This window comes from Geodermatophilus sp. SYSU D00696, from assembly GCF_054050235.1.
In genome coordinates this window covers 59,059-80,699 of the sequence record NZ_JBJGYY010000017.1, presented here as the reverse complement: position 1 = coordinate 80,699, position 21,641 = coordinate 59,059, and the positions used below count along the sequence as shown (strand labels likewise).

The 21,641-nt window shown below is 76.9% G+C and carries 23 protein-coding genes; 9 read left to right on the top strand and 14 right to left on the bottom strand.

Annotated features, from left to right (window positions below; genetic code table 11):
• Positions 1-23: 23 nt before the first annotated feature.
• Positions 24-491: a TspO/MBR family protein gene (locus tag ACI79O_RS12810; RefSeq protein ID WP_456889264.1), complete on the bottom strand. Its 468-nt coding sequence runs from the start codon at positions 489-491 to the stop codon at positions 24-26.
• 40 nt (positions 492-531) lie between these two features.
• Entirely contained in the window at positions 532-1,551 is a 1,020-nt protein-coding gene (locus ACI79O_RS12805; protein WP_456914335.1) for a hypothetical protein, read from the bottom strand.
• Positions 1,552-1,653: 102 nt separating this feature from the next.
• On the opposite strand from ACI79O_RS12805, the gene ACI79O_RS12800 reads away from it, so the two are divergent.
• Complete coding sequence (locus ACI79O_RS12800; RefSeq protein ID WP_456889268.1) at positions 1,654-2,268, top strand: TetR/AcrR family transcriptional regulator; 615 nt, start codon at positions 1,654-1,656, stop codon at positions 2,266-2,268.
• Between the two features lie 10 nt (positions 2,269-2,278).
• Here the strand turns inward: ACI79O_RS12800 and ACI79O_RS12795 are convergent, their stop codons facing one another.
• A complete protein-coding gene (locus ACI79O_RS12795; protein ID WP_456889269.1) occupies positions 2,279-3,133 on the bottom strand; it encodes an SDR family NAD(P)-dependent oxidoreductase in 855 nt (284 codons plus the stop codon).
• A 72-nt stretch (positions 3,134-3,205) separates the two neighbouring features.
• A complete protein-coding gene (locus ACI79O_RS12790) occupies positions 3,206-4,378 on the bottom strand; it encodes an MFS transporter (protein ID WP_456914334.1) in 1,173 nt (390 codons plus the stop codon).
• Positions 4,379-4,411: 33 nt separating this feature from the next.
• On the opposite strand from ACI79O_RS12790, the gene ACI79O_RS12785 reads away from it, so the two are divergent.
• The 3 genes from ACI79O_RS12785 (at position 4,412) to ACI79O_RS12775 (ending at position 7,012) form a co-directional block, all read left to right on the top strand.
• Positions 4,412-5,422 carry a LacI family DNA-binding transcriptional regulator gene (locus tag ACI79O_RS12785; RefSeq protein ID WP_456914333.1) on the top strand — a complete coding sequence of 337 codons (1,011 nt, stop codon included), beginning with the start codon at positions 4,412-4,414 and terminating at the stop codon, positions 5,420-5,422.
• Positions 5,423-5,462: 40 nt separating this feature from the next.
• Complete coding sequence (locus tag ACI79O_RS12780; protein WP_456889275.1) at positions 5,463-5,708, top strand: hypothetical protein; 246 nt, start codon at positions 5,463-5,465, stop codon at positions 5,706-5,708.
• A gap of 98 nt (positions 5,709-5,806) precedes the next feature.
• Entirely contained in the window at positions 5,807-7,012 is a 1,206-nt protein-coding gene (locus ACI79O_RS12775) for an AI-2E family transporter (protein WP_456889277.1), read from the top strand.
• Between the two features lie 91 nt (positions 7,013-7,103).
• Here the strand turns inward: ACI79O_RS12775 and ACI79O_RS12770 are convergent, their stop codons facing one another.
• The 3 genes from ACI79O_RS12770 to ACI79O_RS12760 all read right to left on the bottom strand — a co-directional run bounded on the left by ACI79O_RS12770 (position 7,104) and on the right by ACI79O_RS12760 (position 8,293).
• Entirely contained in the window at positions 7,104-7,463 is a 360-nt protein-coding gene (locus tag ACI79O_RS12770) for a spore germination protein GerW family protein (protein WP_456889279.1), read from the bottom strand.
• A gap of 122 nt (positions 7,464-7,585) precedes the next feature.
• Complete coding sequence (locus tag ACI79O_RS12765) at positions 7,586-7,963, bottom strand: hypothetical protein (RefSeq protein ID WP_456914332.1); 378 nt, start codon at positions 7,961-7,963, stop codon at positions 7,586-7,588.
• 51 nt (positions 7,964-8,014) lie between these two features.
• The gene (locus ACI79O_RS12760; RefSeq protein ID WP_456889282.1) at positions 8,015-8,293 is read right to left on the bottom strand and encodes a PLD nuclease N-terminal domain-containing protein; all 279 of its coding nucleotides are present in this window, start codon (positions 8,291-8,293) and stop codon (positions 8,015-8,017) included.
• Positions 8,294-8,524: 231 nt separating this feature from the next.
• Here ACI79O_RS12760 and ACI79O_RS12755 point away from each other — a divergent pair, with 231 nt between their 5' ends.
• The 3 genes from ACI79O_RS12755 (at position 8,525) to ACI79O_RS12745 (ending at position 11,962) form a co-directional block, all read left to right on the top strand.
• Positions 8,525-9,559: an alcohol dehydrogenase catalytic domain-containing protein gene (locus tag ACI79O_RS12755; RefSeq protein ID WP_456914331.1), complete on the top strand. Its 1,035-nt coding sequence runs from the start codon at positions 8,525-8,527 to the stop codon at positions 9,557-9,559.
• A gap of 26 nt (positions 9,560-9,585) precedes the next feature.
• Positions 9,586-10,002 (top strand): DUF302 domain-containing protein, encoded by a 417-nt coding sequence (locus ACI79O_RS12750; RefSeq protein WP_456914330.1) that lies wholly within the window; start codon positions 9,586-9,588, stop codon positions 10,000-10,002.
• A 142-nt stretch (positions 10,003-10,144) separates the two neighbouring features.
• Positions 10,145-11,962, top strand: a complete 1,818-nt coding sequence (locus tag ACI79O_RS12745; protein WP_456914329.1) for a wax ester/triacylglycerol synthase domain-containing protein — start codon at positions 10,145-10,147, stop codon at positions 11,960-11,962.
• 50 nt (positions 11,963-12,012) lie between these two features.
• On the opposite strand, the gene ACI79O_RS12740 is transcribed toward ACI79O_RS12745, so the two are convergent.
• Positions 12,013-12,606 carry a nitroreductase family deazaflavin-dependent oxidoreductase gene (locus ACI79O_RS12740; protein ID WP_456914328.1) on the bottom strand — a complete coding sequence of 198 codons (594 nt, stop codon included), beginning with the start codon at positions 12,604-12,606 and terminating at the stop codon, positions 12,013-12,015.
• Positions 12,607-12,831: 225 nt separating this feature from the next.
• Between ACI79O_RS12740 and ACI79O_RS12735 the strand changes: the two genes are divergently transcribed.
• Positions 12,832-13,581, top strand: coding sequence for a hypothetical protein (locus ACI79O_RS12735; RefSeq protein WP_456914327.1), 750 nt, complete (start codon positions 12,832-12,834; stop codon positions 13,579-13,581).
• Positions 13,582-13,734: 153 nt separating this feature from the next.
• Here ACI79O_RS12735 and ACI79O_RS12730 read toward each other — a convergent pair whose 3' ends face one another.
• The 5 genes from ACI79O_RS12730 to ACI79O_RS12710 are packed head-to-tail and all read right to left on the bottom strand — an operon-like array spanning position 13,735 to position 18,580.
• Positions 13,735-16,158, bottom strand: coding sequence for a glycoside hydrolase family 65 protein (locus tag ACI79O_RS12730; RefSeq protein WP_456914326.1), 2,424 nt, complete (start codon positions 16,156-16,158; stop codon positions 13,735-13,737).
• Complete coding sequence (locus ACI79O_RS12725) at positions 16,155-16,520, bottom strand: DUF5655 domain-containing protein (RefSeq protein ID WP_456889293.1); 366 nt, start codon at positions 16,518-16,520, stop codon at positions 16,155-16,157. The genes ACI79O_RS12730 and ACI79O_RS12725 overlap by 4 nt, the downstream gene beginning before the upstream one ends.
• A gap of 28 nt (positions 16,521-16,548) precedes the next feature.
• Positions 16,549-16,743 carry a hypothetical protein gene (locus ACI79O_RS12720; protein WP_456889294.1) on the bottom strand — a complete coding sequence of 65 codons (195 nt, stop codon included), beginning with the start codon at positions 16,741-16,743 and terminating at the stop codon, positions 16,549-16,551.
• 45 nt (positions 16,744-16,788) lie between these two features.
• Entirely contained in the window at positions 16,789-18,276 is a 1,488-nt protein-coding gene (locus ACI79O_RS12715) for a WS/DGAT/MGAT family O-acyltransferase (RefSeq protein ID WP_456914325.1), read from the bottom strand.
• A gap of 34 nt (positions 18,277-18,310) precedes the next feature.
• On the bottom strand, positions 18,311-18,580 hold the full coding sequence (locus tag ACI79O_RS12710; RefSeq protein ID WP_456889298.1) for a DUF1876 domain-containing protein: 270 nt from the start codon (positions 18,578-18,580) through the stop codon (positions 18,311-18,313).
• A 205-nt stretch (positions 18,581-18,785) separates the two neighbouring features.
• Here ACI79O_RS12710 and ACI79O_RS12705 point away from each other — a divergent pair, with 205 nt between their 5' ends.
• Positions 18,786-19,010, top strand: coding sequence for a hypothetical protein (locus ACI79O_RS12705; protein ID WP_456914324.1), 225 nt, complete (start codon positions 18,786-18,788; stop codon positions 19,008-19,010).
• Here the strand turns inward: ACI79O_RS12705 and ACI79O_RS12700 are convergent.
• Positions 19,000-21,606, bottom strand: coding sequence for a cation-translocating P-type ATPase (locus tag ACI79O_RS12700; RefSeq protein WP_456914323.1), 2,607 nt, complete (start codon positions 21,604-21,606; stop codon positions 19,000-19,002). The two genes, ACI79O_RS12705 and ACI79O_RS12700, sit on opposite strands and share 11 nt — an antisense overlap.
• Between the last annotated feature and the right edge of the window lie 35 nt (positions 21,607-21,641).

Sequence of the window (21,641 nt, the reverse complement as noted above, 5' to 3'; positions counted from 1 at the left end):
TGCTCCCGCCACGGGGTGGCCGCTCAGCCCCGGTTGCGGCGGGCGATCTCGGTGCTCAGCGCCGTGGCGAAGGCCGTCCACGCGGCGTAGGGGAGCAGCGCCAGCCCGGCCGTCCGGTCGATCCGCGCCGACCGCCGGGCGAGGTCGGCGGTCGAGACGGCGAGCAGTGCCGCCTCCGCCGCTGCCGGCCACGGCCGGCGGGCGCGGAAGAACGCCCACGGCCACCCGGCGTTGAGCACCAGGTTGACCGCGAAGGCGCCCGACCAGCTCCGCCGGTCGGTGGCGGCCCGCCGCAGCGTGCGGGTCCCCGCCACGGCGACCAGCGCGTACAGCGCCGTCCACACGATCCCGAACACCGGGCCGGGCGGTTGCCAGCGCGGCGTGTCCAGCCGCCGGTACCAGTCCGAGCCGACGTCGGTGCCCGCCGTGCCCACCAGCGCGGTGAGCACGACGGGCACGGCGGAGGAGACCAGGGGGGAGGGGCGGCGCACGTCCCGAGGATGTCCCTCGCGGTCCCGGCCGGCACGGCGGTCAGACCGGTACGGCCTCCCGGGCGGCGGGGGCCGGTGCGTCCGGCCGGGCCCGGCGGGCGCGGGCCGCGCCGGCGCCGAGCAGGAGCAGGCCGGCCAGGCACCAGGCGGTGAGCACGAGCAGCGCGGAGCCCGCCCCGGCGCCGTCGAACCACGAGGTGGCGCGCAGCAGGGTCCCGGTCGCCCCCGGCGGCAGCCACTGGCCCACCGTGCCCCAGGCGCCCGGCAGCAGCTCCGGCGCGCCGGCCAGACCGGACAGCGGGTTGCCCAGCAGGACCGTCGTCGCCGCGCCCAGTGCGAGTCCCGGCGTGCCCAGCAGGTCGTGCAGGCCCAGCAGCACCAGGGCGGTCGCCGCGATGCCGAACGCCACGACGGCCGACGTCGTCCACCACCCGGCCTCGACCGCGCCGAGCCAGGTGCCCAGCACGGTCGCGGTGACCATGCCGCCGGCCACCGCCGCGGCGAGCGCCGCGGCGACCTGCCGGGCGCGGCCGCGCACCAGTCGCGAGGTCAGGGCGGCGGTGACGATGCCGCCCAGCGCGAGGGGCAGCGCGGCGGCGGCCAGCCCGGCTCCGCGCGGGTCCGCCTCGGGCGCGGGGACGACGTCCTCCACCGGCACGGGTGTCCCGGTCGCCGCCCCGAGGCCGGTGGCGACCTGGCGCAGGGAGTTCGCGACGGTCGGGGAGGCGGCCGAGGCGACGAGCAGACGCGGCCCGCCGGCGTCGACGACCACCGCGCCGTACACCTCGCGGTCCTCGATGGCCGCCCGGGCGGCGGGCTCGCCGTCGAGCGGACGGACGTCGTAGGCGCCGGGCGCCGCGGCGTCGAGGGCTGCGGTCACCTGCTCCGTGGCGGCCGGGGGCCCGGCGACGGCGAGCGGCAGGTCGTGCGGCGCCGACCGGACGGCCGGCCACGCGAAGGCGGTGAGGACGACGGTGAGCAGGACGGCGACGACGGCGACGGCGGCGGTCGCGGACGTGGCGGACCTGCGGGCGGGAGGCGGTGGTGCGGACGTGGACATGGGGACCGCTCCTGTAAAACGAAGGACCGTTCGCTTACCTGGCCGAGTGTGCTCCGGAGTCCCGCACTCGTCAAGAACGGTCGTTCGTTTTACTCTGGAGGCATGCCCCGCGTCCCCGAGTCCCACCTCGCCGCCCGCCGCGACCAGATCCTCGACGCGGCCACCGCCCGGTTCGCGGCCAACGGCTTCCAGGCCACCGGGATGGCCGACGTCATCGCGGCCTCCGGGATGTCGGCCGGCGCGGTCTACCGGTACTTCCGCAGCAAGGACGAGCTCATCGCGGCCATCGTCGACCGGATCCTCGGGGAGGCGGCGGTCCGGTTCGAGGCGCTCCTCGAGGAGGACGCCGCACCCGACCCGGTCGACGCGGTGGCCGCCGCGGTCCGGATGGTGGCCGACGTCGCCGCACGCGAGCCGGTCGACGTCACGCGGGTCGCCGTCCAGGCGTGGGGGGAGGCGCTGCGCAACCCCGCGGTGCACGCCGTCGTCGACCGGGCCTACCGCACCATCCGTGGGTACTTCGTCGAGGTCGCCCGGCGGGGGCAGGCGGCCGGGCGGCTGCCGGCCGGCGCCGACCCGCTGCACCTGGGCGCGGCGATGTTCTCCACGGTGATCGGCTTCCTCCTGCAGCGGCTGCTGCTCGGCGACGTCGACCCCGCCGCCTACGCCGAGGCGCTGCGGGCGGTCCGGGACGGCGCCCCGGTCGCGAGCGGGTGAGGCGGACCGGTCAGGGCCGCCAGCGGTGCAGGCCGGTGAGCCGCCGGACCGCCGTGGCCGTCACCCGGTAGGGGAGCCGTCCCAGCACGGCGGCCAGGCGGGCGTCGGGGCCGACCGGCACCCGGAACGGCGGGCGGTCCGCCGCCAGGGCGCGGGCGACGGCCCGGGCCACCTCGCGCGGGTCGCGGGAGCGCGGGAGGTGCTCGTCCTGCACGAACCGCTCGACCGCCTCCAGGAGGCCGCGGTACGCACTGTCCGGCGCGGTGACGCGCGGCGTCGTCGACCAGATGGCGGTGTCGTAGTTGCCCGGCTCCACCAGGACCACCCGTACGCCGAAGGGCTCCACCTCGTAGGCCAGTGACTCGGCCCAGCCCTCGAGCGCCCACTTGGACGCGCAGTACAGCGACAGGCCCGGGTTGCCGTAGCGCGCCGAGTCGCTGGAGACGAACAGCAGCCGCCCGGCCCGCTGCCGCCGCATGACCGGCAGCACCAGCTTGGCCAGCCGCATGCCGCCGAGCAGGTTGGTGTCGAGGACCCGCTGCCACTCGCCCTCGTCGGTGTCCTCGAAGGCGCCGCCCGAGGCGGTGCCGGCGTTGCCCACCAGCGCGTCGAGCCGCCCGCCGGTCAGCTCGAGGGTCTCCTCGACCGCCCGTTTGGCCGAGTCCGGGTCGGTGACGTCGAGCGCGACCACGTCGAGCGGGTCGAGGCCGGCCTCCCGTGCCCGGGCGTCGAGCGCCGTCCGCCGCTGCGGGTCGCGCATCGAGGCCACGACCTGCCACCCGCGGCCGGCCAGCTCGACGGCGGTCTCCAGGCCGAGGCCGGAGGAGCTGCCGGTGATCAGGACGGAGGGGTGCGCTCGGGCCACGCTCCTCCGATCGGCGGGCGGACGCCGCGACCGGACGTCCCTGCGGTCGGGTGGGACGGGTGTGCCTGGTGCTCAGTGCGCGGCACCGGCCGGGGCGCGGGCCGCCGTCCGCGCGGCCCACCGGGCGACCGGCCACGCCAGCGCGGTCGTGACGGCGGCCAGGGCGGCGACCCCGAGGACCGCCGTCCGCAGCCCGGCGGCGTCGGCCAGCACGCCGACGACGACCGGCCCCAGCAGGAAGCCCAGGTACGCGGTCGTCGCGACGGCGGAGGTCGCCCGCCCGCGCACCTCCGGCCGGACTCCCCGCAGCGACTCCCGCAGCAGGGTGGGGAAGAGCACCGAGGTCCCGGCCGCAGCCAGCGCCAGGCCGGCCAGGGCGGCGGCCACCGTGGTCGACCGGGCCAGCGCCACCGACCCGGCGGTGGCGGCGAGCGCGCCCGCGGTGAGCAGCAGCCAGGCGGGCAGGCGGGGGGAGGTCCCGGCCGCGAAACGGGTCAGGGCCGCCACCGTGGCGAACACCGCCGGCGCGGCCGCGGTCAGGCCGTCGGGCACCGCCAGCTCGTCGGCGAGGAACACCGCACCCCAGCTCTGGTGGGCGTTCTCCACCGCGAAGCCCAGTGCCCCGACCAGCCCGACGGCGACCAGCGGCAGGACCCACGCCCGCCCGCCCGGACCGCCCGAGGACGGGTCGGTGGGCCCGAGGCCGGCCGTCGGTCCCACCGGCCACAGCGACGCCCCGGCTCCCGCGGCGGCGACGACGACCAGCCCGAACGCCACGGCCACCGGCAACCCGGCCGCCACGATCGCGCCGGTGGCCAGGCTGGAGACCACCACCGCGGCCGAGAACACCCCGTGCGCCCGGGTCAGCACCGGCCGGTCCGCGGTCCGCTCGGCCGCTCCGGCCACCGCGTTGATCCCGACGTCGGCCGCGCCCGACGCCGCGCCGAGCGCCAGCAGCAGCACCGCCAGCGACGTCCCGCTGCGGGCGGCCGCGGCCACCGCGACCCCGCACACGGCCATGAGCACGAGGGCGAGCGCCACCACCCGGCCGCCGCGGCGGTCGACCGCGCGGCCGGTCAGCAGCATCGCGGGCAGGGCGCCGGCGCCGATGCAGAGCAGGGCCCGGCCCAGGTCCCCCTCGTCCACCCCGGCGGCGTCCCGCACCGCCGGCAGGGCGGCTCCCCAGGTGCCCCACAGCGCGCCGAAGGCCGCGAAGGACAGGTACGCCGGTCGACTGGCCGTCATTGCTCGTAACGTTACACACGCTAGGCTCCGGCGGTGTCGCGCAGGACCACGATGCCCGATGTCGCCCGCGCCGCCGGCGTCTCGGTGATGACGGTCAGCTACACCTACAACCGGCCCGACCGGGTCGCCGCGGCGACCCGCGAGCGGGTGCTGGCGGCGGCCGCGCGGCTCGGCTACCCCGGCCCGGACGCGGCCGCCCGCAACCTCCGCCGGGGCCGCACCGGCAACCTCGGCGTCGTGCTGGGCGAGCACCTCGCCTACGCGTTCTCCGACCCGCAGGCCACGGCGTTCCTCGCCGGGATCGCCGACGTCTGCACCGACCACGGGCTGGGGCTCACGCTCATCCCCGTCTCGGGGGCACCCAGCGACGTGGACCGGGTCCGGCAGGCCGCGGTCGACGGCTTCGTCGTGTGGACCACGGCGGACGACGACCCGGTTCTGGGGGCGGTCGCCGCGTCGGGGCTGCCGGTCGCCGTGCACGGGGGGCCGGCGGTCGAGGGGCTGCACCTGGTGACCGTCGACGACCGCGCCGCCGCCGCGGCCGTCGGCGCGGTCGGGGTCCGGTCGGCGACCCGGCCCGCGGTGCTGTCGTTCCCGGTCGACCGCCGCCGGGAGCCGCACGTCGCCTCCGGCCCGGATCCGGCGTCGGCGGCCTTCCCGGTCACGCGCGCCCGGCTCGCCGGCTACCGCGACGCGGTCACCGCCGCCGGGCTGGACTGGGCCGCCGTCCCGGTCGTGGTCCTCGCGCGCAACGACGGCGCCGAGGCCGAGCGGGCGCTCGGCCGGATCCCGCCCGGCACCGACGCCGTGCTGGCCATGAGCGACGAGTTGGCCCTGGCGGTGCTGCGCGCGACCCCGCTCGCGGTGCCGCGCGAGCTCGCCGTCACCGGCTGGGACGACGGGCCGGGCGCGGCCGCGGCCGGGCTCACGACCGTCGCCCAGTCGCTGCAGGACCAGGGCCGCCGCTGCGCCCGGCTGGTCCTCGGCGACCCGCCGGGGCCCGAGCCGTCGTGGGCGGTCGTCGAGCGGCGCAGCACCCGCTGACCGCCTTGTCGCGGGCGCCCGCGGGGCGCAGCCTGGCGGCATGGAACGCAGCGGGAGCACCACCGGCAGCGTCGTCCGGTGGGACGCGGACGCCGGTGGTGCCGTCATCGAGCTGGCCGACCCGCCGGGGGAGTGCTGGGCCGAGGCCTCCGTGGTGACCGGCGGCCCGCTGCGGGCGGGGCAGGTCGTGCACGTCGACTGGACCGAGCCCGGCGCCCACGGGCTGCCGTTCCGGGCGCTCCACGTCCGGCTGCGGACCGACCTGCAGTCCACGCCCGGCGGCTGAGCGACGAGCCCCGGGGACGGGGAGCCCTGGGACGTGCGGCAGCCGTCCCGGGACCTCCGGCACGCCTTTGGGGTCGCGTGCCGCTCTACCGTGCCGACGTGCCGGCGAGCGACGTGCCAGACGCGGCGGACGGGCGGGAGTCGGAGGCCGTCCCGTCCCCGCCGGTCCCCGACGGCGATGCCCCGAGCCGCTGGGGTGCCGAGCCGCCCTGGCTGCGCCGTGTCCTGCTGCTGGCGCTGCTCGCCGTCGCCGCCTACCAGGTGGCGGGCTGGGCGTTCACCCACCTGCGTGGCTTCCTGGGTCTGGTGTTCCTCGCCTGGATGTTCTCGATCAGCATCGAGCCGGCCGTGCACGCCCTGACCCGGCGGGGGCTGCGCCGCGGGGCCGCCACCGGCCTGGTCATGCTGGGCGTGGTGCTCGTCGGGGTCGGCCTGGTGGCCGCGTTCGGCACCCTGCTGGTCGACCAGCTCGCGGGTCTGGTGAGCTCGCTGCCCGAGGTCGTCCGCGACGTGGTGGAGGCGGCCAACGGGACGTTCGGTACCACGCTGCAGGCCGACGACGTCGTCGACTCCCTGCAGCTCACCCCCGAGCGGGTCCAGCAGGTCGTGCAGGACCTCACGCCCGGCGTCGTCGGGTTCGTGACCTCGGTGATCGGGGCGGTCTTCCAGGCGCTGACGTTCCTGCTGTTCGCCTACTACATGTCCGCCGAGGCACCTGCCCTGCGGGACACCGTCTCCCGCCGGTTCCCGCCCCGGCAGCAGCGGGTCATCGCGACCGTCTGGGACATCGCGGTGGAGAAGACCGGCGGGTACGTGTTCTCCCGGTTGCTGCTCGCCCTGCTCAGCGCCTTCGTCACGGCCGTCTTCCTGCTGCTCCTGGGGGTGCCGTTCTGGCTGCCGCTCGCGCTCTGGACCGGGCTGGTCTCGCAGTTCATCCCCACCGTGGGGACCTATCTCGCGATCGGCCTGCCTGCCGTCGTGGCACTCGCCGGCCAGCCGTCGGACGCGCTGTGGGTCGTGGTGTTCGGCGCCGCGTACCAGCAGGTGGAGAACTACCTGGTGGGACCGAGGATCACCGCGCGCACGGTGCACGTGCACCCGGCGGTCGCCCTCGGCTCGGTCATCGTCGGCGCGAGCCTGCTGGGGGGCATGGGTGCGCTGGTCGCCATCCCGGTCGTCGCTGCGTTCCAGGCGGTGATCGACACCTACGGGCACCGTTACGAGCTCGTCGCCGACGACGGCCCGGGGGAGCCGGGCCCCGTCGCCCGTCGCCGGTGGCGGGGGTTGTTCCGCCAGCCGCGGTGAGCCGGCAGTGGGTGCGCGGAGACGCACCGCTCCAGGCGGGCCGACCGGAGGCCCCCGCCGCCGTGCTGCGGGGTGGACCGGGACCCGCGGGTCAGTTGCCGCGCCGGCGACGGCGGGATCGCACCTGCGCACGGAGGACGCGGGACCGGGTCACCAGCAGCACGACGAGCACCAGGCCGGCCACCGTGCCCAGCCGGTTGACGTCGACCGCCGGCTGCCAGGTCACCTCCCCGTTCCTGATCACGTACACCCCGGCCGGACGGGCTCCCAGGCCGAACCCCGCGCCCTGCCCCTCCTGTCCGGAGTCGTCGTGCCCGGCGCCGCCTCCACCGCCTCCACCGATGCTGGCAGCGGGGATCACGGTGACGCCGTCCTTCTCGTAGGGCTCGGCGAACACCCGCTTCACGGTGATCGCGTCCCGTGCTCCGTTGACGATCGCACCGACGTCCATGGGCCCTCCTCGACCGTGGTGTCCGGGCTGGGGCCGTCGAGTCTCGACGGGGCGCCGGGGTCCGGGCACGGGCGCACTGCCCGGAGGGGCAGGGGCCAACGGCCCCTGTCACCGGGTGCGGGTCACCGGGCCGCCGGGGTCTGCCGCCGGGTGGGCGGCCAGGCGTCGAGGGCAGCCACCTCGCCGAGACCCCAGGTCACCACGGGGAACGCCACGGTGGACCACAGCAGCTCCTCGCTGGTGCCCACCCAGACGGTGGCGATCCCGAGGACCAGTCCGGCCGCACCCGTCGTCAGGGCGACCCGGTTGTTCGTCCGCGACCGCCGGACGGCCCGGCCGGGGACCAGGGCCGCCGCGACGCCGAGCACCAGGACCACTGCCCCCGTGCCCCGTGGGTCGCGCAGCAGCGGGAGGTCGTCGCCGACCAGGTGGGCGACGTAGGCGAGGACGGCCGCGGCGACCAGCAGGGTGGCGAGGGCGTCCCTCCACGTGGGTCTCACAGCGCTCCTCCTCGAGCGTGTCCGTCCGGGCGGCGCCGTCGGCCGGGCCGCTCAGCGACGCCGGCCCCAGCGGAACCAGGCGAGGGGACCGACCCAGTTGACGGCGATGACCGCCGCCCAGACGGCCTTCCGGCCGTGCACCTGGTCGGGGCGGCGGCGGGCGAGGTCGGTCCAGGCCGCGACCGCCAGGGACAGCTGGACCGAGCCGAGGGCCAGCAGCACCCCCTTCCGGCGGGGGCTCAGGTCGGCCCAGCGGAGTGATCGGTGCGACCGCGTCGCCGGGTCGGCTGCCGGGCGGCGTGCTCGGGCGCTGCGGCCGGTGGACGTCATGACGGACCTCCTCGGGACCTGAGCGGGCACGTGCGGGTCCCGTGCCGTCGATGGTCGGGCGGCGGCGGCGCGGCGTGGAGAGTCCGAGAGCACCGCCGGGCCGGGCCGTCGGTCCCGCGCGCCCGCCGGCCGCCGAGCAGGCGGTGCGTCCCTGCCACGCGGGACGTTCGGCACTCCGGTCCGGTGGTCCCCCGCGCTGGACTGGGTGCTCCGACAGCGGGAGGAGAGGTCATGCAGGCGCTCGTCTACCACGGTCCCGGCAAGCGGTCGTGGGAGGTCGTCCCCGATCCGCGCATCGAGGACGCCGAGGACGCCGTCGTGCGCGTGGACGGCTTCACCATCTGCGGCACCGACCTGCACATCCTCAAGGGCGACGTGCCCGAGGTGGCCCCGGGGACGATCCTCGGCCACGAGGCGGTCGGCACCGTCACGGAGGTGGGCCCCGGGGTGCGGACCGTCCGTCCCGGCGACCGGGTGCTCGTCTCGTGCATCACCGCCTGCGGCCGGTGTCGCTACTGCCGGGAGGCCCGGTACGGACAGTGCCGGAGCGCGGGCTGGATCCTCGGGCACACCACCCACGGCGTGCAGGCCGAGGCAGTACGCATCCCGTTCGCCGACAGCTCGGTGCACCGGCTGCCCGAGGGGGTCGCCGACGAGGCGGCGCTGATGCTGGCCGACATCCTGCCCACCTCCTACGAGGTCGGCGCGCTCAACGGCGGGGTGCGGCCGGGGGACACCGTGGTCATCGTGGGCGCGGGCCCGATCGGGCTGGCCGTGATCATGACCGCCGGCTTCTACACCCCGCAGCGGATCGTCGTCGTCGACCCGGTCGAGGCGCGCCGGGCCGCGGCCACCGAGCTCGGTGCCGACCTCGTCCTCTCGCCCGACGACGACGTCGTCGGCACCGTGCGGGAGCTGACCGGCGGGCTGGGCGCCGACGTCGGCATGGAGGCCGTCGGCATCCCGGCGACCTTCGACCTCGCCGTGGACGTGGTCCGGCCCGGCGGGCGGGTGGCCAACATCGGCGTGCACGGCAAGCCGACGACGCTGCACCTCGAGGACCTGTGGATCCGTGACGTCACCATCACCACCGGCCTGGTCGACACGAACACCACGCCGATGCTGCTGCGGATGCTGCAGGCCGGGAAGCTCGACGCCGGCCGCATCGTCACGCACCGCTTCGGTTTCGACGAGGTGCCCGCGGCCTACGACCTGTTCGCCGACCCGGTCGCCTCCGGTGCGCTGAAAGTCGCGGTCCACCGGTGAGCGGGACGGTGCAGGAGCACCCGGTCGTGGACGGCCCGGGGTACGGGATGTCGGTCGAGGTCGACCTCCCGTTCGACGAGGCGCTCACGCGGACCAGGGCCGCGCTGGCCGGTCAGGGGTTCGGCGTGCTGACCGAGATCGACGTCGCGGCGACCCTGCGGACGAAGCTCGGCGTGGAGGTGCCGCCGCAGCTGATCCTGGGCGCCTGCAACCCGCCGCTGGCCCACCGGGCGCTGGAGGCCGAGCCGGACGTCGGCCTGCTGCTGCCCTGCAACGTCGTCGTCCGGGTCGACGAGCACGGCGCCACCCGGGTCTCGGCGATGGACCCCGACGTCATGGTCGGGCTGACCGGCCGGGATGCGCTGGCCCCCGTCGCCGCCGAGGCGCGGGACCGGCTCGCGAGCGCGCTCGGCGAGGTCGCCGACGCGGCCCCGAGGGCCTGAGACGGTCCCGCGCCGGGCGCCGCCCGTACGTGGTGGTCCACGCCGAGGTCTCGCCGGTCGGCGTCACCGGCGGGTCCCGGTCGACGCGGGCCGCCGCCACGCCGCGGCCGGGACCTCGCACCCGAGACGGAGGGAGTGTCCCGTGCGTCCCACGCGGTTGACCCCGGGTGAGCTGGCGACCCTGTGGGTCGACGAGCCGGCCGTCCCGTTCCACATCGCCCTGGCCGGGGAGTTCGACGGCGCCCCGTTCCGGCGCGGCGGCGACACCCTGGACCTCGAGCGGGTCCGGTCAGCGCTCGTGCGCCGGGTCGCGCGGGTGCCGGCGCTGCGGCGCCGGGTGGTGCGGACCCGCTCCGGACGCGGCCGGCCGTACTGGGCCGACGATCCGGCCTTCGACGCCGGCAGGCACGTCACCGGGGTCCGCCTGCCGGCCGGGGAGCCGTTCCCGCACTGGTGCGCCGGGGCGGTCCTGCGCCCCCTGGCCCACGACCGGCCGCTGTGGCGCGCCGAGGTCGTGGACGGCCTGCCCGACGGGCGGTTCGGGGTGCTGGTCGTGGTGCACCACGTCGTCGCGGGCGGCCTCGCCGGTGTGGCCCTCGCTGCGGCCCTGCTCGACGGCGGACCGGAGCAGTCCGCGGAGAACCCCGGACCGGCGCGGAACCTCCCGGGTCCCGCGGTCGCCGGTGCCGGACCGCCGCGGCCCCTCCTCGACCGGGTGCGCCGCCGCCGACGGCAACTGGCCGACGCCGCGGCCGACCTCCGTACCCGCGCGCCGGTCACCTCGCTGTCGCGCGGGGTCGGCCCGGGGCGCCGGCTGGCCGTCGTGCGGCTCCCGCTGCCCGACCTGCGCGAGGCCGGGCACCGGCTCGGGGTGAGCCTCAACGACCTCCTGCTGACCGCGGTCACCGGTGGGCTGCGGGACCTGCTCACCGGCCGCGGCGACGACGTCGACGGCCTGGTGCTGCGTGCCTCGGTGCCGGTCGGTGCGCGCGGCGCCGGTCAGCCGGACGGCCTGCTGGTCGTCGGCCTGCCGGTCGGCGAGGCCGATCCGCTGCGCTGCCTGGCCGCCGTCCACGCCGACACGGCCCGGCGCAAGGAGCGGCTGCGCGCCGGCGGCGGCGACGTCCTCGACCTCCTGCAACTGCCCCTGCCCCTGGCGCGGCCGGCGGTGCGGTGGATGCGGCGCGTCGCCGGTGGGCGGGTCAACCTGTTCGTCACGGACGTGCCCGGCCCCGATCGACCGCTGTGGCTGGCCGGAGCCCAGCTGCTGGACGCCGTGCCGGTGGCACCGCTCGCCGCCGGGGTGCCCGTGGGCGTCGCTGCGCTGTCCTACACCGGCACCCTCTCCGTCGGCATCACCGCCGACGCCGCCGTCGACGACGTCGACGTGCTCGCCACGGGTGTGCAGCGGTCGGCCACCGCGCTCGTCGAGGCGGCCCGGTCCGGCGTCCGCCTGCCGTCCGTGCCGGCCGGTGGCGCCGCCCCGCGCGCCGCCCGGCGAGTCGTCGAGAACAGCGTCGTCGTCGACCGCGCACCCACGGAGGTGTTCGCGTTCATGACCGATCCCCACCAGGAGCTGGGGTGGAACCGGCAGCTGCTCGCGGTCGAGCAGCTCGACGAGGGGCCGGTCGGCGTCGGCTCACGGTTCCGGATGCGGTTCGGGCACGGCGTCGGCGACAGCACCGTCACCTACACCGGCTTCGACCCGCCGCGGTCCTGGGCCGCGCACAGCATGTCGCCCCGGCTGGACGTCCACGCCGAGGGCCGCGTGGAGGCGGCCGGATCCGGTGCGCGGCTGGTCGTGCGCACCGATGTGCGGCCGCGCGGGCCGCTGCGTCCGCTGACCCCGCTGCTGCGCCGCTACGTGCACCGGACGTGGGACCGGCACCTGGCCGCCGTCAGGGCCCGGCTGGAGCAGCCGGCGGCCGCTCCCGCCGGCCGCCGACCGGCCCAGCCGTGAGAGCTGCACTGCGTGGCCACCGCGGTCGACGCCGACCGCACGGTGCAGGCCTACCGGCGGCGCGGCCGGCCGCCGCCGGCCTCACCGTGCCCGTGCGGCGTGGTCCCGGGCAGGTCGGCCGGCGACTGCGCCGCCGGCCGGAACGCGACGAACGGGTGGGTCCGGACGAACCCGCGCACCGCGGCGTCGTCGCGCAGGTCGCCCCAGCCGAGGACGCTGCTGACCAGGCGCAGCCGGTGCGGGTGCGCGCGGCGGAACCGCACGGCGACGTCGAACGCCTCCTCGTCGGTGAGGAAGCGCTGCTGCGGGGTGAACGCGGCCCCGCCCGGCTGCACCGTCGTGGCGGGGTGCGCCCGCAGGTTGCGGTACCAGTCGGTCTGCGGTCCCCAGGCGGCGCAGATCGCGGCCTCGCCGGTGGCCTGGTCGTGGTGCAGGACCATCGCGACGGTCTGGTGCGGCCGGCCGGTCCTGCGGCCGAGGTGGGTGAAGGCGAGGAAGGTGCGGCCCACCGCCGGCCCGGCGCCGTGCCGGTAGGCCGCCAGCGGCAACCGGAACACCGCCCGCGCGAGCCGGCCGGGCCGGTGTCGCAGGCCGAGCAGCGGCCGGCCGCGATCGACACGGCGGGACGTCCCTGTCGTGGTCATGGCCGTCCCTCCGACGCACGTCGCGCTCTCGCCTGGGGCCACGGAACTCCCCGGCCACCGGACCGGACCAGTGACGATGGTCCTGCGGGCCCGGGCCCGTGCGGCGCCAGGGCCCGGGCGCCGTGGGACGAACGGCACTGACCCGCGCGGAGGCGTGTGGGCGAGGGTGGCCGCATGACGTCGGGAGGGACACCGGGAGGAGCCGGTCCGGCGGCCCTGTCTCCGGTGCTGCAGGCGATCCTCGACCAGCCGCGGGTCCACCGGGAGCACGAGCGGTTCTACTCGTCCTCCCCGCTGGAGACGGCGCTGCGGCTGCAGCGGCACGCCCGCACGCTGCAGGCCCTGGGTGATCGGTGGGCCACCGCCGTACCCACGCCGCGGCGGGGCGTGGTCGGTCCCTACCTGGGGGCCGACGACCTCAACAGCGAGGCGGCGATCGCCCTGGACGGGGCGCTGTTCCTCGAGGGGGAGGGGCGGCCGGCGGAGATCACCGCGATGATCGCCGGGATCCGCGCCGACGCCGAGGGCTTCGTCGCCGGGGGGCGCTGGCTGGCCACCGCGATGGAAGCCGCCTGGCAGGGTGCCGCGGCGGTCCTGGACGTGGACGGACTGGCTGACGTGCTGGGCGAGCGGAACCGGATCATCAGCAACGACTGGCTCGCGGCGCACGTGCAGTCGCTGCTCGGGCAGATGCTGGCCCGTGCGGCGGACATGCTCGAGGCTCTGGACCTCACCCCCGGCGCGCTGCGCGCCGACCTGGCCGGCGCGCGGGTCACCCCCCGTCGGGTGCACTCGGCGGCCGAGGTGATCTCCCGCGCGGCCGACCTGTGTTGTGAGTCCTCGCGGCTGGTCCACGACAACGAGCGTCGCTGGCGGGTCTTCCGGGACCGGGTGGCGGAGGTGGCGCGGGCGGTGGAGGCCGGCGCCGCCCTGCCGGCGCAGGGGAGCGCCCACGTCGTGCCGCAGGACGGGTAGCCGTCCTCCGAGAGCCGTCCTCCGCGTGCCCGCCCGCCGGCGTGCGGCCCGCGAGGGTCCCCCGTTGGTCCCGGGGTGGGCCGCCGACCGAGGTCCTCCGGTCGCCCGGGCGAGGTCGGCGGGCCGTCTCACCGCCGTGCACGGACGGTGCGCTCAGGTGCCGCGGCCGTTGCGCCGCCGGGTCAGCGGCACGCGGAGGCTGCCGCGCGGGTCCAGCTGGTGGTCCTGGTCGCGGACCCGCAGCGGCAGCACGGCCGCCCGTCGGAGGTCACCGCCGACGACGACCTCGCCGTGGGTGATGTCCACCTCGACCTCGGGGTGGTCCCGGTACCGCAGCCGGAACCGCATGCCGGCGAGCGCGTCCGGCAGGTACGGGTCCAGCCCCAGCGCGTCCCCGCGCGTCTCCAGCCCGGTGAACGCCCGCTGCAGCAGGTCCACGGTGCCGGCCATGGCCCCGAGGTGGATGCCCTCGCCGGTCGTGCCGCCCTGCACGTCGGCGACGTCGCTCTCCAGCGCCTCCAGCCAGTGGGCCCACGCCCGGCGCCGGTCCCCCCGCGCCAGCACCCACGCGTGCACCACCTTCGACAGCGTCGAGCCGTGGCAGGTGCGGTCGAGGTAGTAGCGGATGGTGCGGGGGATGGTCTGCCGGTCGTGGGGGTAGCCGAGCCGGTCCAGGACCGCGTAGAACTCGTCGGCCGTCAGGAGCTGGAACAGCATGAGGACGTCGGCCTGCTTGGACAGCTTGTAGCGGTTGGTCGAGTCGCCCTCGGCCTCGAGGATCCGGTCGAGCCGGCTGATGTCGCCGTAGCGGCGGCGGTAGCCGTCCCAGTCGAACTCCTCGAGCCGGTCGTAGTCGCGGAACTGGCTGAGCACCCCGTCGTCGTGCCAGCACAGCCGCAGCTTCCGGGAGACGTGCTCCCACCGTTCGAGGTCGGCCCGGCCCAGGCCCAGCTGGTCGAGCAGCTCCGCCTGCCGCCGCGGGGCGAGCAGGGCGAGGCAGTCCTGCGCCCGCGCCAGCGTCCAGGCGGTCATGACGTTGGTGTAGGCGTTGTCGTCGAGCCCGGGCCGGTCCCGCCACGGCAGCGCGTCGTGGTACTCGTCGGGTCCCATCACGCCGCAGACGTCGTAGCGGTCGTCGCTGCGGTCGTAGGTGGCGAGGTCGGCGAAGAACGCCGCGACGTCCAGGAGGAGCTCCGCGCCGTGGGCGTCGAGGAAGCCGGTGTCGGCGGTCGCCTCGTGGAAGCGCCAGGTGTTGTAGGCGACGGCCAGTCCGATGTGCCGCTGCAGCGCCGAGTCGTCGGGCAGCCAGTGGCCCGACCGCGGGTTGAGGTGCAGCGTCTGCGACTCCTCCCGGCCGGTCGAGCCGCTCTGCCAGGGGAACATCGCGCCGCGCCGTCCGGCCGCCCGCGCGGCGGCGCGGGCGGCCGGCAGCCGGCGCCAGCGGTACAGCAGCATCGCGCGGGCGACCTCGGGCAGGCGCAGGGTGAGGAAGGGCAGCACGAACAGCTCGTCCCAGAAGACGTGCCCGCGGTAGGCCTCGCCGTGCAGGCCCCGCGCGGGGATGCCCACGTCGAGGTCGATGCTGTGCGGCGAGACCGTCTGCAGCAGGTGGAACACGTGCAGCCGCAGCACCAGCGAGGCGCGCGGTGGCCTGTCGATGACGACGTCGCACCGGTCCCACAGGCGCCGCCAGGCCTGCTCGTGACGGGTCAGCACCTCGTCGAAGCGGGGGGCGCGGACGACCGCGTCCAGCGCCGCGGCGCCCGGCTCGTCGATCGCCCGGTCCCGCGAGGTGCACAGCGCGGCGACCTTCTCGACGGTCACGACCCGGCCGGGGGCGACGTCGAGGACGAGCTCCGCGCCGGCGTAGACGTCGCCGTCGACGACGGGGACGACCGGGACGTCCCACGGCTCGCCGTCCACGAGCACCCGGTGCCGGGCGGCCAGCCCGACCCGGACGTGGGACGTGCTCGTCTCCGTGGTCAGCCGCAGCACGCAGTCGTCGTCCACGGCGGCCTCCCGGGGCACCAGGTGCCGCCCGCTCAGGTGCCGGTAGCGCGCCACGCCGGCGTTCTCCACCCGGCCGTCGAGGCCGGACCGGACGACGACCCGCCCCTCCCAGTTCTCCGCCACGACCGTGGTGTCCAGCGCGGCCAGGAAGGGGTCGGCCATCGACACCAGCCGGCGCTGGGCCACCCGGGTGGTCCGGCCCTGCCCGTCGGTGACCCGGTAGCGCCGGGTGAGCACGCCACGGCGCAGGTCGAGCTCCTGCACGTGGGCGGAGACGGTCCCGGTCTCCGGTCCGAGGTCCGGTCCGTCGGCGATCCGCAGGGTCAGTGACTGCCAGTCGGGCAGGTTGACGATGCTCTCGTTCTCGACGCGCCGACCGTCGACCTCGTCGACCAGCCGGTTGGACACCCCCGCCGCGTACGTCCCGGGGTAGTGGCAGCCGCCGGCGCGCGCCTCGGGGGCGGCGCCGCGGGTGGCGAACCGGCCGTTGCCCAGCGTGCACAGCGCCTCGCGGAGCGGCTCTCGTGCCGGGTCCAGGCCCTCGTAGCGCAGCAGCCAGCCGGTCACCGGGGGACTCCTGGGGCGTCGGCCTGCGCCGCCGCCTCGCGCAGCCACGCGGCGACCTCGTCGTCGACCTCGGCGGGGTCGTGCACCTCCAGGTGGTGCACCCAGTGGCGCGGCGAGGGGTGCACGACCTGCTTCCACCGCGGCGACGGGTCGCACCGCCCCAGGGCCACCGACAGCACCACCTCCGACGTGGGCCCCCGCAGGTACCGGCCGGGCCGCCAGGGCCAGGCGAAGCCGCGCCGTCCCCGCAGCGCGACCTGGCTGCGCGACACGCGCACGTCGCAGTCCGGGAGGAGCGCACGCACCCGGCCGTACACGGCCGCCCCCACGGAGGAGCCCGTGGAGAAGTCCTCCGGCGTCACGGCACCGCCCCGCCCGGCCGGCCGGCGGTCAGACCGGGGTACGGGCGAGCTCGTTCCACCGGTCGAGCAACCGGTCGACCCGGCGCATCGCCTCCACCACCCGTTGCCGGGCCGCCGGCGTGTCCTCGGCCCGCCGGGCCCGTCGCGCCTCGCCGAGCTCGAGACGGGCCAGATCCAGCTGCAGCAGCAGGCCCTCGTCGACATCGGGGTGCAGGACGTCCATGGCGACCTCCCACTGCCTTCCGGACCGGCGGTCGGCGTCGAGCCCTCATCGTCGGCCGACCGCGGGTCCTCCGGCACGGCCGGAGGACCGGTCACCGGGAGGACCTCCGACCCCGGTGGGACTCGCTGCCCGGACCGGTCCGGGAGGGCCGGTCGGAGCGGCGCCGGCCGCGGCGACCAGCTCGGCGAGGCCGGTCTCGATGCCGCGTGCGAGGGTCCAGACGTCGGCCGCGGACTCGCGGTCGCCGGGGACGCCGAAGGCGAGCCGGTCCCGGTAGCTGAAGACCGCCACCCCGGTGCGCAGCCGCGAGGCGATGGGCACGTAGGGGATGATCTCCAGCAGCTCGCGACCGAGCGCGTAGAGCGGCTGCCGCGGGCCCGGCACGTCGGTCGTCACGGTCACCACCGAGCGCTGCGGCAGGTGCGCGGCGAGCCGCACCGGCGAGGCGACGGCCGGGAAGGCCTCCAGTCCCGCGATCCGGAGCAGCGCGACCCCGGCCTCCACCTCGTGCTCGGCCTTGAGCCGGGTCATCCCCCCGCGGACGGCGAGGAGGCGCTCGACCGGGTCGGCGAGGTCGACGGGCAGCTCGGCGAGCATCAGCGAGATGCGGTTGTCGCGGATGGCCTCCTCGCCTGGAGCGCGCACGTTCACCGGCACCAGGGTCCGCACCAGGTGCGGCACGGGCCGCTCGCCGCGGCTGAGCAGCAGCGTCCGGAAGCCCGTGCTGACCGCCGCCAGGACCACGTCGTTGAACGTCCCGCCGAGCGCGTGCCGGACCGCCGAGACGTCCGCCACCGAGCCACGGGCGAAGGCGAACCGCCGGTGCGCCGAGACGGGACCCGACAGCGACGAGCGGGGCGCCGGCAGCAGCGCGCCGGCCAGCGCCCGGACCCCCCGGACCGTGGTGCCCACCTGCCGGGCCAGCTCCGCCGGACGGCGGGCCACCGAGGCCAGGGCCCGTGCCTGGTCCAGCGGCAGCCGGGCCAGCCGCGTGACCGCCTGCGCGGCCAGGACCGCCGCCGACGGCTCCAGCCGCGGGCGCCAGTCGTCGGGTACCGCCGGCCCGCGCTCGGGCGTGGGATCGAGGATGAGGCGGTAGAGGTCGGTGCCCGAGATCCCGTCCACCATGCAGTGGTGGACCTTGGACACCAGTGCCCACCGGTCCCCGGACAACCCCTCGACCAGCCAGCACTCCCACAGCGGGTGGGCGCGGTCCAGCCGGCTGGACACGAGCCGGCCCATGAGCGTGGCCAGCTCGGCGTCCCCGCCAGGAGCGGGCAGCGCGGTCCGCCGCACGTGGTAGGAGAGGTCGAAGGCCGGGTCGTCGACCCACACCGGCGGTCCGAGGTCGAGGGGGACCTGGCGGGCCTTCTGCCGGTACCGCGGGATGAGCGGCAACCGCCCGGCCAGCGCGGACTCGAACTCGCCCGGTGCCGGCGCCGGTCCCTCGAAGACGGCGATCGACGCGATCGCCAGCGAGACGCCCGGCTCCTCGTCCTCACCCTGCAGGAAGGCCGCGTCGAGCGGGCTCATGCGCTCCATCGGTCCGCCCGGTCCCGTCGGCTCCTCACGGCGCCAGGTGCGCGGGTTCGCCGGTGGCCTGCTCGACGTCCTCGGTGGCGGTCTGCAGCAGACGGTGGGCCAGCTCGGCCAGCGCACGGGCGGCCGCGATCTCGTCGCCGATCTCGGGGACGTCCCGGTCGGCGGGGGCCAGCCGGGCGGAGCCGACCCCGACCAGCCGTTCGGTGTCGCGGGTCTGCAGGTGCGCCACGGCCTGCGTCCGGCCGTCGTGCTCGCCGATGTCGATGCGCACCGTCCAGGTCTTCGTCGCGTCCACGTCGGCCTCCTCGTCGTCGTCCGTGGTGCCACCGACGGTGCGGGCGCGCCGCGCCGGGCGACGCGGCCGGAAGGCCGTACCGCGCGGGACCTCCGGCCCGGGTCACCGGCCGCGGACGGCCGTCGGCCGTGCCGGGGTGCGGTCACAGGTGCCGGACGGCCCCGGCGGCGGGGACCTCCGGTGGCTGCCCGGAGCCGGATGCCCGGTGCAGGCTCGGCGGTGTCACCGGCCCGGAGGTGACCCGGACCGGTTCGTCGGCCTGCTCGTGCTCGGGGGGCTCCTGCTGGTCCGCCTGGCCCGGCAGCAGGAGCGGCCCGCGCCGCCGTCACCGGGGCAGCTGCTGGCGGAGCGGTACGCCCGTGGTGACATCGAGGAGGAGTACCGGCGCCGGCTGGCCACCCCGGCCGACACCGACGCGCTCAGCCGCTGAGGCGGTGCCGGGGGGCACGAGCGGCACGGCGGCGACCCTCAGCTCCGCGTCCTGACCGCAGGCCCTTGTGCGCCGCGTCGGCCAGCAGCACCCCGGGCACGGCGAGCAGGGCGACGCCGAGACCCAGCACCGGTGGCAGGGCCTGCCCGAGCAGGTCGGCCACCGGCGGGACGGCGAGCACCGCCGCGAGCAGCAGCAGCTCCACGCCGACGGCCCACACCAGCAGCGGGTTGCCGCGCGGGTCGAGCCGCCAGAACGGCCGGGTGGCGCTGCGGCAGGCCCAGGCGTTGGCCGCCTGGCCCAGGACGACGGCGGCGAACGCCGCGCCGCTGGCCGAGGCGAGCACGCCCGCCGGGACGTCCTCGCCGAAGGACCAGCCGGCACCGGTCAGGACGACCAGGAACGCGAGCATCGAGACCGCGGCCTCCACCGGGCCGAGCACGCCGAAGGCGCGGCGCACCACCGCCGCGTCCACCAGCCGCCGGCGCGGGGGCGGACCGTCGAGCACCCGCGCCGAGGCCGGCTCGGCACCCAGCGCCAGGGCCGGCCCCTGGTCGGTGACGATGTCGAGGCAGAGGATCTGCAGCACGCTCAGCGCGAGGGGGATCCCGCCGGCGCTGACGGTGAAGACGACGAACGGCGTCAGCTCGGCGACGTTGTCGGACAGGTGGTAGGTGAGGAACCGCCGGATGTTGGCGAACGTGGCCCGGCCCTGGCGCACCGCGGCCACGATCGTGGCGAAGTGGTCGTCGAGCAGGACCAGGTCGGCGGCCTGGCGGGCGACGTCGGTGCCGCTCGCGCCCATGGCCACCCCGATGTCGGCCGCCCGCAGCGCCGGCCCGTCGTTCACGCCGTCGCCGGTCATCGCCACCACGTGGCCGCGGGCGCGCAGCGCCTGCGCGATGCGCAGCTTGTCCTCGGGCGCGACCCGGCAGACGACCGTGCCGTCGGAGTCGAGCAGCTCACCCAGCGCGGCGGGGTCGGCCGGCAGGTCCTTCCCCTCCACGACGACGCTGCCCGGGCGGGACAGCCCGATCTCCGCCGCGATCGCCGCGGCGGTGGCACCCGAGTCGCCGGTGACCATGGCGACGGCGATCCCGGCCCGGCGGCACTCGGCCAGCGCGCGGTCCACGTCGGGACGGGGCGGGTCCTCGATGCCGACGAGCCCGAGCAGCTCGAGGTCGCGCTCGGCCGCGTCGGCGTCGGCCGGCAGGTCGACGGTGCGGCGCGCGACCGCGAGCACCCGCAGCCCGCGGGCGGCGAGGTCGTGCGCCGCCGCGGAGGCGTCCGCCGCCACGGCGGGGCAGCGTTGGAGGACGCTCTCGGGCGCGCCCTTGACCAACAGCCGGCCCTCGGCCCAGACCGACATCCGCCGGCGCCGCGGGTCGAAGGGGAACCGGCGACCGCCCTCGGGCGCCCCGGTCACCGCGCCGGCCGCCCCGAGTCGCCGGGCCAGCGCGTCCAGCGCCGCCTCCATCGGGTCGCCGACCGCCGTCCACGACCCGCCGTCCTCCCGGACGTGCCCGGTGGAGCAGCGCACCGCCGTCGTGGCGAGGGTGCGGGCGGTGTCCAGCGCGGCCGGTGCGCCGTCGACCTCGGCCGTCGGCTCGTAGCCGACCCCGCGGACGGCGACCGGCCCCTGCGGCGTCCACACCTCGACGACGGCCATCCGGTTCTGGGTGAGCGTGCCGGTCTTGTCCGTGCAGATGAACGTGGTCGAACCCAGCGTCTCCACCGACTCCAGCCGGCGGACCAGGGCGTCCTGCCGGGCGAGCAACTGCCCGCTGCGGGCCAGCGACAGGGTCACGGTGGGCAGCAGGCCCTCGGGTACCAGCGCCACGGTGACGCCGACGGCGAAGAGGAAGCCCTCGCCGAGCGGCAGCCCGATCAGGAACCCCGCGCCGAAACAGGCCGCGCCCAGGCCCAGCGCGGCCACGGTGACGAACCGGACGACCCGGTCGAGCTCCTTCGTGAGCGGGGTCTTCGCCCGCTCCACCGTCCGCGTCATCGTGGCGATCGAGGCCAGCCGGGTGTCCCCGGCGACGGCGACGACCTCGGCCGACGCCTCCCCCTCGACGACGAAGCAGCCGGCGTACACCGGGTCCCCGGCGTCCTTGTCGACCGGCACGCTCTCCCCGGTCAGCGTGGCCTCGTCGACCCGCAGGCCGTGGACGTCGACCAGCCGCAGGTCCGCGGCGATCCGGTCCCCGGCCTCCTGCAGCACCAGGTCGCCGACCACCAGGTCGACCGCGTCGACCTCCTGCCGCCGACCGTCCCGCACGACGGTGACGCGGTGCGGCACCAGGTCGCGCAGCGCCTCGGCCGCCTTGTCGGCGCGGTACTCCTGCACGAACGCGAAGACGCCGTTGAGGACGACCACCACCACGATCGCGACCGCCAGCTGCGGCATGCCGCCGACCAGCGCGAGGACCGCGGCGCCCCACAGCAGCAGCGCGAAGAAGTGCACCATCTGCCCGACGAGCAGCCGGACGGGGGAGGGCGGCCGCTCCACCGGCAGCCGGTTGCCGCCCGCCGGGCGCCGCCGCGCGGCCTCGGCACCCGACAGCCCGGTGCGGGCCGGTGCGGTCGTCGTCATCGCGGTCTCCGGGGCTCTCGCGGGGCACCCAGCGT